The organism is Polaromonas sp. UBA4122, assembly GCA_002381615.1.
Lineage (GTDB): Bacteria > Pseudomonadota > Gammaproteobacteria > Burkholderiales > Burkholderiaceae_C > Polaromonas.
The window spans coordinates 16,284-28,073 of the sequence record DFWY01000015.1 but is presented as its reverse complement, the minus strand read 5'-3'; the positions used below and the strand labels follow the sequence as shown (position 1 = coordinate 28,073).

Sequence of the window (11,790 nt, the reverse complement as noted above, 5' to 3'; positions counted from 1 at the left end):
TTGACCCACGTCATGGTTGCCTGATCTGCAATCGGAGCAAATTAAGTTAAGCTTGCCGCGCAGTGTTTCCCGCAGTGTTTGTCAGCGGAGAGGCACCGCACCAGCTGTTGCAAAAATCAAGTTGAGGAGTCGCTTAATGCAGACCGGCGTACCTATTGCGACGACATCGGGAATCACCCGTGTCGCCGTTGCCCCTGAGATGGGCAATCCTTCTTCCAGCGAGACACCTAACACGGTGCAGCGCATTGGCGTGCCGCGCGAAGTTTTTCCGGGCGAAAAACGCGTGGCGACGGTTCCTGATGTGGTGGGGAAACTCATCAAACTGGGGTTCACCGTGTCAGTGGAATCGGGTGCCGGGGACGCCGCCAATATGAGCGACGATGCCTACCGCGCCGCCGGGGCCACGGTCGTCGAAGGAGCAGCCCAGTTGTGGGCCTCTTCGGACATCGTGTTCAAGGTGCGGGCCCCCACGGCCGAAGAAGTGGCGCTGATGCACGAGGGCAGCACGCTGGTGAGCTTCATCTGGCCCGCGCAAAATCCGGAGCTGCTCAAGCAGCTCGCCGCCAGGAAGGTCACCGTGCTGGCCATCGACGCGCTGCCGCGCACGCTGAGCCGCGCCCAGAAGATGGATGCGTTGACCTCCCAAGCCGGTGTTGCCGGCTACCGCGCCGTCATTGAGGCGGCCAACGCTTTTGGCCGCTTCTTCAGCGGTCAGATCACGGCTGCGGGCAAGGTGCCGCCAGCCAAGGTCTTTATTGCGGGTGCTGGTGTTGCCGGACTGGCGGCGATTGGCACCGCCGCCAGCCTGGGTGCCATCGTTCGTGCCAATGACACCCGTGCCGAAGTGGCCGACCAGGTCGTGTCGCTGGGCGGCGAATTCGTGAAGGTCGAATATGAGGAAGAGGGTTCTGGCGGCGGCGGCTACGCCAAGGTCATGAGCGAGGGCTTTCAGCAGGCCCAGCGCGCCATGTACGCCAAGCAGGCCAAAGATGTAGACATCATCATCACCACCGCGCTGATCCCTGGCAAGCCTGCGCCCAAGCTCATCACCGCCGAGATGGTGAAGAGCATGAAGCCGGGTAGCGTCATCGTTGACATGGCCGCCGAGCAGGGCGGCAACTGCGAGCTGACCGAGCCCGGCCAGGCGGTGGTGAAGCACGGCGTGACCATCGTCGGCTACACCGACCTGGTCTCGCGCCTGTCCACGCAGTCCAGCACTTTGTACGCCACCAACCTGTTTCGCCTGGCCGAGGAACTGTGCAAGACCAAGGATGGCATCATCAACGTCAACATGGAAGACGATGCCATCCGCGGCCTGACCGTAACCAAGGAGGGCAACATCACCTGGCCGCCGCCGGCGCCTAAACTACCGGCTGCGCCGGCAGCGCCGGCAGTCAAACCTGCAGCAGTGGTGGCCAAGCCCAAGGGTGGGCATGGTCAAAGCAGCGCCCCGGCGTCCGGCACCCGCACAGCGGTGATGTTTGGCGTCGCGGCATTGCTCTTTTGGCTGATCGGAGCCAGCGCGCCCAAGGAATTCCTGGCGCACTTCACGGTCTTTGTGCTGGCCTGCTTTGTCGGCTACATGGTGGTGTGGAACGTCAAGCCAGCCTTGCACACACCGCTCATGAGCGTGACCAACGCCATCAGCAGCATCATCGCCATCGGTGCACTGGTGCAGATTTCACCGATTGCCGGGGCGGTTGATCGCCCTGATGAGTTGATACGCTGGGTGGCAGCGGCGGGCATTGTGCTCACCGCCATCAATATGTTCGGCGGCTTTGCCGTGACCCAGCGCATGCTGGCCATGTTCCGTAAATAAGAGAGGCGACTGATGTCTGCAAGCTTGGCAACGGTCTCCTATATTGGGGCCACAATTCTTTTCATCTTGAGCCTGGGCGGACTGTCCAACCAGCAAACCGCGCTGCGCGGCAACCTCTACGGCATGATCGGCATGACGATCGCCGTGCTGGCCACGGTGTTCGGCCCCCAAGTGAGCGCCTCCGGTATTCCCTGGATCATCGGCGCCATGCTGGTGGGCGCCAGCATCGGTCTGTATGCGGCGCGCACCGTGCAAATGACGCAGATGCCCGAGTTGGTGGCATTGATGCACAGCATGGTCGGTCTGGCCGCCATGCTGGTCGGGTTTGCCACCTACATTGATCCGGCCGCTTCGAGCGGTTTCACCGGTGCCGCCAAGTCCATCCACGAAATGGAGATCTACATCGGCATCCTGATCGGTGCGGTCACCTTCTCCGGCTCCATCATCGCGTTTGGCAAGCTCTCGGGCCGCATCGGCGGCAACCCCATGTTGTTGCCAGGGCGGCACTGGATGAACCTGGTGGGCCTGTTAGTGGTGATCTATTTCGGGCGCGAGTTCCTGCACGCCGAATCCCTGAGTGCCGGCATGACGCCGCTGATCGTGATGACGGTGATTGCGCTGCTGTTTGGCATCCACATGGTGATGGCCATCGGCGGCGCCGACATGCCAGTGGTGGTGTCCATGCTCAACAGCTACTCGGGTTGGGCGGCCGCCGCCACCGGCTTCATGCTGTCCAACGACCTGCTGATCGTCATCGGTGCCTTGGTCGGCTCCAGCGGCGCAATCCTGTCCTACATCATGTGCACGGCAATGGCTCGCAGCTTCATCAGCGTGATTGCGGGTGGTTTCGGCACCACCAGCGCGACCCCGAAACCGGCCGGTGGCGCGGCACAACCGGCCGGCGAGGTGACCCCGGTGAGTGCCATCGAGACCGCCGAGCTGCTGCGTGAAGCCAAGAGCGTGGTCATTGTTCCCGGCTACGGCATGGCCGTGGCGCAAGCGCAGCACACCGTGTTTGAGATCACCAAGTTCTTGCGCGAGAAGGGCGTCAACGTGCGCTTTGGTATTCACCCGGTGGCGGGGCGTATGCCTGGCCACATGAACGTGTTGCTGGCCGAAGCCAAGGTGCCTTACGACATCGTGTTCGAAATGGATGAATTGAACGATGACTTCCCCAAAACCGATGTGGTCATGGTGATTGGTGCCAACGACATCGTCAACCCCGGCGCCCAGGACGACCCGAGCAGCCCGATTGCCGGCATGCCGGTGCTCGAAGTCTGGAAGGCCAAGACCTCCATTGTCATGAAGCGCAGCATGGCCTCGGGCTACGCTGGGGTGGACAACCCGCTGTTCTACAAAGAAAACAACCGCATGCTGTTTGGTGACGCCAAGAAGATGCTGGACGAAGTTCTGACCGCGCTGAAAGTCTGATTAGGGAAAACACAGGAGTATTTTCCAATTCAGGTATGAGCCTGAGCGAAGCTGGATCGAAGGGATGAATCAGGCGACGGATTTGGATCGTCGGTTGAACAAGTCGAATAGTTTAAGCCGGGCAACATTCATGGTGTTGTTAGCATCGAGATCGCTCTGGGCTTTGGCCTGCAATTGAAGTTGTTCAATAGTGAGTTCCGAGCGCAGGAACTTGCCCACACCCTCCAGACTTTCCAGCTTGGACAACGAGGTTTGAACCATGTCATGGCGGGTAGGTCTTACGGATATTGCCCTTGGCGGCGACCACCTCTCTGGCAAACAGACAAGGGCGGTGCAGTTTGACATAGGGGTTGAGAAACTCACAATAGAACGCGTTGATGGGAGCGGCAAAGCGCTGGGGTATGTGGCTGTAGCCAAATGCCTTTCTGATCACTGAGCCATTTTTGCTCTTCGGCCAGCGCATTGTCATTGGAATGGCGTGAGTGGGATTTGGTCTGATCAATGCGCATCTTCTCCAGCAGCGCAGCTTCTGTTTTATTGATGTACTCGCTGCCGTTGTCCGAGTGAAGCCCCAGAATCTCGAAGGGAGACTGCTCGATGAGGTCTTGCAGCACATGCAGCAAGTAGACCTCGCTGATGCGCTCACAGGTGGCCACCACCTCCCACTGGGTGACGATATCCACCGCATTGACGTGATAGACCCCCTTTGGTGCCGTCCAGATCACCTTGGTGAACCGAATTATGCGGATGAAGCCAAGACGACCCTGTGGGCGTGGGGCGCGCCGTATGTCGATGGGGTTGACTACGGGGCGCGTCTTGACAAAGCTCACGCGCTGATTCTGGTAAATCTTGCTGTGGCGCAGGTTGTACAGGTGCGACATCGACAGGCTGGCCGGGCGTTCAAAGCGCGCATCAGCAAACACATGCCATGCCCGCTTGAGTAAATGCACGGTGGCCGGTGGCCTGATAGCGTGCCATGCGCGCGATCTACCTCGAGCGCGTCAGCCGGGGTGTAGCGCTTGGCAAACGCATGGGCCGGGGCACGATATCGTTTGCCCAGTGGCTGACCCTCCAGCACGCGCGATAGCAGTCGAGTTTATCCCAGCCCGGCAGCTTGAGGGTGTCTTCGACTACGCTCCAGCCCTGGTCGCTGGGTCTGGGTGTGCTCCCAGTCATCGCGTGCAAATTGGCGTGCCAGCATGCGCTTTACGCCCACGGTCTGGCGTAGTTTGAACAGGTAGGGCTGGGCGCGCTCTTCCAACTCGGCAATGAAGGGCTCGTTGCCAAAGCCGCAGTCTCCTCGGACCAGGGCTGGGCGCTGTTGGGGGTGAGTTTGTTCAGTACGGCGATCAAGTCAGGTCGCGCTGATGCTGCGCTGTGCTCTTTGCCGGGGGAGATAACAACGTCGAGTACCAGTCGCAGATTGCCGACCCAGTAGGTATGCAGGGCATGGCTGGGGCGACCGTGCTTGTGGGGGTTGTAGCTCACCTCAGCTCCGCTTTGTTTGCCGTACAAGGGTTTGATGGTGGTGTCGATGTCCAGTATCCAGGGGGTGCTCAATGCGGCTTGCACCCTTGTCAGGGGTTGGGGCACAAGCCAAGCATTACTTTGCTCGGCGCTCATGCAAGTCAACGAGCCACGCAGCGCGTCTTCGCTGATGATTTTTTTCATTCCCAGAATATGGGGGCTCACCGCATCACCTCGGAGTCAGGTGATGTGCGCGTGGCGTTTGTGCCCGGCCAGTATCGCCAGCAGCCATGTTCCCAGTACATCGCGTTTGCTGTGCGCGTTGTGGCTGCTGTAGCTCAAGGGGCAGCCATCCATGAGCGCCCTGAGCTTTGAGGAGCGGCTTGCCATGCTGGTGGACCGGGAAGTGGCCAGCCGCGATGACCGCCGGCGTACCCGACTACTGAGCCCGGCCCGGCTGAAGTATCCGCAGGCCACGATTGAGGATATGGATACGCGCGCAGGTCGCGGTGTGGACCGAGGCCAGATCACCAGTTTGGCTCTGGGGGATTGGATCAAGACGGGCCACACGGTGATCATCAACGGCGCCACCGGTTCGGGCAAGACATGGCTGGCTTGCGCGCTGGGGCAATACGCCTGCCGGCATGGGCACTCGGTGAGCTACCTGCGCACGCCACGGCTGGCCGAGGAGTTGCGCGTGCTGCATGGCTCAGGGGGCTTTGGCAAGTGGCTGATCCAGCTGGCCAAGACCGATGTGCTGATTCTCGATGACTGGGCGGTGGCCGCGCTGGACGCCGGCACGCGCGCAGATCTGCTGGAAATTATTGATGACCGCGCCGCCACTCGGGGCACGATCATTACCATCCAATTGCCGGTAGAGCACTGGCATAGCTGGATTGGTGACGCCACCATCGCCGACGCGATGCTGGACCGGCTGCTGCAGCGCACACACCGGATCACGCCCAAGGGGGAGTCGTTGCGCAGTTCCAAGCAAAAATCATCAGGCGATCAAGAGGCCGTCCAAGCTCCCCAGGTGCAGTGACGAGGGGGCGCTGACGCGCCCTTAAAGCCATTAAAAAAAGGAAAAAACCGACCCCAAAAACCGAAATACCTACAATTCAAAGTGCGCTGTGTCCGGCTTGTTAAAACCGTCGGTCACGTTCCCCGGAACGACCGGTCACGAGGCCGGAGTCATCGGTCACGATCAGCGGAATAGCCAGGTGACCTCTGTAAATCCGTTGAAACTGGCTCTCAGTCTAGCTTGCAGCCGGTTTATGCCGCGTTAACTGCCGGAAATAGGTTGAATTCGAAAATCAACTTGGCGAGCGATGCAGTCCGGACGTCGAACGCATTACACTGTTCTTTCGGCTGAATTTCGGGTCGCCCAATGCGCTGGTCGACGCCGTTGGTTCACTCCCCCCACGCTGATTTGGGAACGACTTGGCTTCGGATGTGGTAATAATTGGCGACCCGAGCGAACATATTTCAATTGGGGCGAAAGATGACAGAGCGGACTGCGGAAAACGCGGGAAATCATCGACCGGTGGCCGTTCTCAAGCAGGTCGAAAAAACCTATCACCTGGATTCAGTTAGCGCCCCGGTGATTAAAGGGGTCGATATTGTCGTCCGCCGCGCATGTTTTACCGTGCTGCTGGGTCCATCGGGCAGTGGCAAGACAACCCTGCTCAACATGATCGGCTGCATCGACAAGCCTGACAGTGGCGAAATCATAGTGGCCGGCTGCAAGGTGGGCGACTTGACCGATGACGCTCTGTCGGACTTCCGTGCCAACAACATCGGCTTCATTTTTCAGAACTTCAACCTCCTACCTGTCCTGAGCGCATATGAGAATATCGAATACCCTTTGCTGCTGGCGGGCGCATCGGCGAAAAAACGGGGTGAAAGGGTATCCAAGCTGCTCGACGCGGTCGGGTTGAGCGATAAGGCCAAGAGCCTTCCGGGCCAATTGTCGGGTGGGCAACGCCAGCGAGTCGCCATTGCCCGCGCCTTGGCCCGCAAGCCAAAGTTGGTCATCGCCGACGAACCGACCGCCAATCTGGACAGCCAGACCGGGGCTGCCATTCTCGCCTTGATGCGTCAGATGGTGGATCGATATGAGGCATCCTTTATTTTTTCGTCCCATGATCCTGACGTGATTAAGGCCGCTGACGACACGATTTTTCTCAAGGACGGCACGATTCGCGGCATTCGTCGCCAAGGCCAGGCGGACGTACCATGATGACCTGGTCCCTGGCCGTGCGCAATCTCTTGCGCAACCGGCGCCGCTCGTTGGCCACCTTGTTGGCGATGGCGATCGGTTCGACCTCGATCCTCTTGTTCGGCGGCTTCAGCACCAATGTCAATTATGAGTTGCACACCAGACACGTGCAAAAGGGTGGCCACCTGCAAATTCAGCACCGGGACTTTTATCTTTATGGCAGCGGCAACCCGACCGCTTATGGTATTGCCGATTACACAAAGATCATGGCCGCCATCCAGAGCGATGAAGTGTTGCGCAACATGCTCCTTGTGGTGACGCCAACGCTACAGTTTGGCGGCATTGCCGCCAATTACGCGGCCAACGTCTCCCGCACCATCATCGGCAATGGGTTCGTTGCCGAAGACATCAACCGCATGCGGCGCTGGAACGACTTTGATCTGCGTACCAAGGCTCCGGCGTCTGCTCTCGAGGGGGCGGCGGCAGATGCCGCCGTCGTCGGAACCGGCGTGGCCCGGGTACTGCAGTTATGTGATGCATTAAAGATTGCCCGCTGTCCCAAGCCCGAAAAGGAGCAGAAGGCCGACAGCAAGGCACTTCCGGACGATATCGCCCAGCTCAGCCTGCAAGAGACAACGGCTGCGTCCGGCACCGCCGGGGCCAGCCCACGCAGGATCGAAGTGCTGGTCGTCAACGCCCGGGGTGCACCGAATGTCACTTCACTGGAAGTGATTCGTGCCGAAGACCAGGGTGTTAAGGAGCTCGATGAAGTCTACGTGATGATGCATCTTGCGCAATTACAGAAGTTAATCTATGGTAAATCACCACCCAGGGCAACTTCGATCATGATCCAGCTTCGCCACTCTGATCAGATTCCGGCGGCGCTTGTGCGCCTGGCGCCGATACTGGCCAAGTTTTCCACCAGCCAGCCGCTGGCCGTGCTGGACTTTCGGGCACTGAATCCTTTTTATGTCCAGACCATGCAGATGTTTGACACTATATTTGGTTTCGTTTTCGTGCTGATTGGCGGCATCGTTCTGTTTACTGTCAGCAACACCATGAACACCACTGTTGTCGAACGCACCGTCGAGATTGGCACCCTGCGTGCGATTGGCTTGCGTCGATCCGGTATTCGGCGCCTGTTTGTGACCGAAGGAGCGCTGCTCGGCCTTTGCGGGGCTGTGCTCGGTGTTGTGCTGGCGTTGGTGTTGTCTGTCATCATCAACCAGATTGGCATGCCTTGGTTGCCGCCAGGCAACGTCGAGTTGGTGCCATTCACGGTCAACGTCTGGGGTGAAAATCGCATGATCCTTGGCACAACCTTCGGCCTCATCTGCATTGCGATCCTGTCTGCCTGGTGGCCTGCCCACCGGGCTGCGCGACTGGACGTGGTCGAGGCCCTGCGCCACGTTTGATAGAGAGAGGCTCCACGGTCATGAAATCCATAGTTCTGTTTCTGTTTTCGTTCCTCTTCGGATCTGGCATGGCATGGTCCGCGCCGAGCGCGGATGAGATCCTCGCGGCCAGCGATGCCATCCGCAACCCCGGGCGACCGTTCAGCGTCACCGTCACCCTGACTGAATTTCAGGGCGGAAAGCAGGTCGACACCAGCACACTCACCAGTTACTCGCGTATCCAGCAGGAAGGGAGCCAGTTCGCCAGCTTGATCCGTTTCGTATTGCCGGCGCGCGATGCCGGCAAGTTGATGCTCAAGAACGGCAATGACATGTGGTTTTACGACCCGACCAGCAAGGCGAGTGTTCGCCTGTCGCCGCAACAGCGCTTGCTTGGGCAGGCATCCAATGGCGATGTGGCTACCGTGAATTTGGCAAAGGACTACAAGGCGACGCTGGTCGGCGACGAGGAGATTCAGGACGGTGAACGCCGCACACGCAAGGCGCACAAGCTTGCTCTCGTTGCGGCGACACCGGATGTCACTTATGCAAGCATCGAGATGTGGGTAGCCGCCGAAAACAACCGGCCCCTCAAGGCGCGCTTTTTCGCCGAATCGTCGCGCTTGCTCAAGACGGCCTACTATCGCCGTTTTCAGCCCCAACTCGGCGCAGAGCGCCCGACCGAGACCGTGATCATTGACGGCCTCAATCCCCAGTCGGTCACGCTCATGCGCTTTTCAGACTACAAGGCACGCGCCATTCCAGATACGTGGATGCAGCGAGATTTCCTGCCCCGCTTCCAACCGGACTAAGCTCATGCGCTCATTTACCCATGCCGTTTCATGTTCCATCCTCGCTATGGCTTTTACTCAGGCGATGCCTGCGCTGGGCGCAGACGCGGAGGCTGACGCTGACGCTCTGAACCTCGAAAGCGCCCCAGAAGTCGCCCCTGAATCCGCCCGCAATACCAAGTTTTTCATCGAGGGTACCATCGGTAACGCCAGCCAGCGTTACTTGCCCGAAAGCCGCGACATCGGACGCGTCTCGTTTGACTTTTCTCATACTGCACGGCTAGGCCTGGGCCTGCGCGCCGTCATTTCCGACCGTCTTGACCATCTTTATCCCCGGGACGCCGGCGCTGATGATACCGTGAACAGCCTGCGCGAGGCCTATTTGAGCTGGCAGCCCGAGAGTGGAAACACAGTTTTGGAGTTTGGCCGTATCAACCTGCGCTATGGGTCAGGCTACGGCTACAACCCGACGGATTTTTTCCGTGATGGCAGCTTGCGCGTCCTGACTACCGCCGATCCCTTTGCGCTGCGGGAGAATCGTCTTGGCTCCGTCATGCTGCGCGCTCAACGCCTCTGGACCGACGGTTCGTTGTCGGTTGCCCTTTCACCCAAGCTGGCCGACCGCCCGAACCCGGATGGCTGGAGTCTGGACCTCGGGTCAACCAACAACCGGGACCGGGCCTTGGTCGCACTCGGCACCCAGTTTTCGCAACGTGTCAGCAGCCAGGTACTGGTTTACAAGGAAGACGGCAGATCGCCGGCGCTGGGCGCCAATTTGACGGCGTTGCTGTCGGACGCGGCAGTAGCCCACCTTGAATGGTCACGTGGCAGCGAGCCCGATTTGCTGAGCCGCGCATTGGCTTTGCCGGTAAGCGCGGCTACGCGCAATCGCTTCGTCGGTGGCATCACCTACACCACGTTGGGCAAGCTGTCCGTCACGGCCGAATACCAGTACAACGGCTTTGGGCTGAATCAGTCAAACTGGGCGGCTCTCGGCGCAGCGCCAGCGACCCAGCTGGCGTACCTGCGTGAAGCCCTGCGGCTTCAGGAACTGGCGCCCCGGCAGGCTTACCTGATCTACGTCACACAAAAAAGTCTCTGGCTCAAGGATCTGGATCTGGCCGCTTACCTTCGTTTTAATCCCGGAGACGACAGCCGGCTTGCCTGGGTCGAGCTGCGCCACCACTGGCCGAGCTTCGATCTGACTTTGCAGCTGCAGCAGAACATGGGCAACTCCACCAGCGAATTCGGAATATTACCGGATCGGCGACTCATACAGGTTTTGGGAACCTATTATTTCTGAGTCCCAGTCCCAGTCCCAGTCCCTCCCAATTCGGGAAGAGCTCATGGGCTGGCCCGGCGCGCTTCGGCTGGTGGCTTAAGAATGGGTGTAGTGGTGGCCGAATTCACAAAAACGGAGACGGCCATGGGAAATTGCGTTATTTGCGGGAAGCCAGCGGGACTATAGCGTTACTCGGTCCAAGTAGAAGATCAATTGCGTCCGGAACAAGCGAGGATTTGAGCAAAACGAAAATGATGCCGGCACCTCCCCGGCTGTGTTCCTGCGAATATTACCGCCAGAAGTAGAAACCCGGATGCGTTGTGAGAAGTGGCGTTTGAAGGCGCTTATGGGACTTGGATTTAGACAGAAGCCATGGTCTGTCCGCTGTTGTTTGCCGGTTGTTTGATTGCCGCTTCTCCAAAAAACTGTCGGCATTTCTTACAGGGGAAGCTAACGTCAGACAGAAAAATGAAACTCAATTCATATTTATCTAAATAAATCAATAGCTTACGAATTCTTTGGAAATATGGCACGCAACATGCTTTTATGCGAGCGCAAGACGATTGCATCAAATCCCTCAACCACCTGGAGAGCCATCATGATGAAGAAAACTTTAATCAGTGCCGCAGTGGCCGCAAGCCTGTTCGCGCTGTCCGCTCCCGCCTCTGCCACCCTGACCAATTGGTACATTGACACCGACGGTGCCGGCGGCAATGCGCCTGTCTTGGTGCAAGATTACCTGGATCTTACTGGCGTCGCATACGTGCACAACACCTTTAGCGATGCCACCAATTTCACGTTCAATGAGGTTGGCAATTTTTTAAATTTAACTGCCGACGGCACCACCGCCTTAGCCCCATCTCTGACAGCAAAATTTATCGGTACTGGCTTGGGTAATGTTGGCGGGAACCTCACCTTCAACCCCGGCGGCTCTCTGAATGTTTTCTCCGGCACTACCGACATCGCTGACTTCACTCTTCAGGTCGGCAGCGCCGTCCTTAACGCGGGCACCGTGCTGCCGAACGGCGCCATTTCCTTTATCTTCAAGGCTACGGGGATGCAAACTGGCTATTTCTTCGACTCAGCCATGGGTGATCTTGCCACGGTAGCCAATTCAGCGACAGGTCTGCTTCTCGGTTTTGCCACCACCAATGTAATTACTTCGTTTACGCCTATCACAGGCAGCCTGATAACTGATTACAACAACGCGTTCGATCCTAACGTTCCTACTACGGTCACTCCAAACCTCAGAACCGATTTGCGCCTCTCCAACAACGGTCAGTTCAGGTTGGCAGTGCCTGAGCCCTCGACGTTGGCCTTGTTTGGTATCGCTTTGCTTGGGGTGGGCTTCATGAGCCGCCGCAACTCCAAGTCCTAAGAACTCCGCA

General features: G+C 58.6%; 10 protein-coding genes and 1 pseudogene. 8 read left to right on the top strand and 3 right to left on the bottom strand.

Features of this window, described 5'->3' with window-relative positions:
- The first annotated feature begins 199 nt into the window (after window positions 1–199).
- Window positions 200–1,819 carry a Re/Si-specific NAD(P)(+) transhydrogenase subunit alpha gene (locus B3F77_RS02325; RefSeq protein WP_293603396.1) on the top strand — a complete coding sequence of 540 codons (1,620 nt, stop codon included), beginning with the start codon at window positions 200–202 and terminating at the stop codon, window positions 1,817–1,819.
- Between the two features lie 12 nt (window positions 1,820–1,831).
- Complete coding sequence (gene pntB, locus B3F77_RS02320) at window positions 1,832–3,250, top strand: Re/Si-specific NAD(P)(+) transhydrogenase subunit beta (protein WP_293603392.1); 1,419 nt, start codon at window positions 1,832–1,834, stop codon at window positions 3,248–3,250.
- Between the two features lie 69 nt (window positions 3,251–3,319).
- On the opposite strand, the gene B3F77_RS02315 is transcribed toward pntB, so the two are convergent.
- The 3 genes from B3F77_RS02315 to B3F77_RS02305 form a co-directional block, all read right to left on the bottom strand.
- Window positions 3,320–3,511, bottom strand: a complete 192-nt coding sequence (locus B3F77_RS02315) for a hypothetical protein (RefSeq protein ID WP_293603391.1) — start codon at window positions 3,509–3,511, stop codon at window positions 3,320–3,322.
- A 98-nt stretch (window positions 3,512–3,609) separates the two neighbouring features.
- Window positions 3,610–4,200: a hypothetical protein gene (locus B3F77_RS02310; RefSeq protein WP_293603390.1), complete on the bottom strand. Its 591-nt coding sequence runs from the start codon at window positions 4,198–4,200 to the stop codon at window positions 3,610–3,612.
- A 256-nt stretch (window positions 4,201–4,456) separates the two neighbouring features.
- The gene (locus B3F77_RS02305; RefSeq protein WP_293603389.1) at window positions 4,457–4,921 is read right to left on the bottom strand and encodes a hypothetical protein; all 465 of its coding nucleotides are present in this window, start codon (window positions 4,919–4,921) and stop codon (window positions 4,457–4,459) included.
- Window positions 4,922–5,063: 142 nt separating this feature from the next.
- On the opposite strand from B3F77_RS02305, the pseudogene istB reads away from it, so the two are divergent.
- The 6 genes and pseudogenes from istB to pepA form a co-directional block, all read left to right on the top strand.
- A pseudogene (gene istB / locus B3F77_RS02300) lies at window positions 5,064–5,759 on the top strand (IS21-like element helper ATPase IstB); the annotation flags it as partial.
- Between the two features lie 459 nt (window positions 5,760–6,218).
- Window positions 6,219–6,956 (top strand): ABC transporter ATP-binding protein, encoded by a 738-nt coding sequence (locus B3F77_RS02295; RefSeq protein ID WP_293603395.1) that lies wholly within the window; start codon window positions 6,219–6,221, stop codon window positions 6,954–6,956.
- Window positions 6,953–8,350, top strand: coding sequence for an ABC transporter permease (locus tag B3F77_RS02290; RefSeq protein WP_293603387.1), 1,398 nt, complete (start codon window positions 6,953–6,955; stop codon window positions 8,348–8,350). The genes B3F77_RS02295 and B3F77_RS02290 overlap by 4 nt, the downstream gene beginning before the upstream one ends.
- A 20-nt stretch (window positions 8,351–8,370) precedes the next feature.
- Window positions 8,371–9,141, top strand: coding sequence for an outer membrane lipoprotein-sorting protein (locus B3F77_RS02285; RefSeq protein ID WP_414702943.1), 771 nt, complete (start codon window positions 8,371–8,373; stop codon window positions 9,139–9,141).
- A 4-nt stretch (window positions 9,142–9,145) separates the two neighbouring features.
- On the top strand, window positions 9,146–10,423 hold the full coding sequence (locus B3F77_RS02280) for a hypothetical protein (protein WP_293603386.1): 1,278 nt from the start codon (window positions 9,146–9,148) through the stop codon (window positions 10,421–10,423).
- A gap of 505 nt (window positions 10,424–10,928) precedes the next feature.
- On the top strand, window positions 10,929–11,780 hold the full coding sequence (gene pepA / locus B3F77_RS02275; RefSeq protein ID WP_293603385.1) for a flocculation-associated PEP-CTERM protein PepA: 852 nt from the start codon (window positions 10,929–10,931) through the stop codon (window positions 11,778–11,780).
- The last annotated feature ends 10 nt before the right edge of the window (window positions 11,781–11,790 follow it).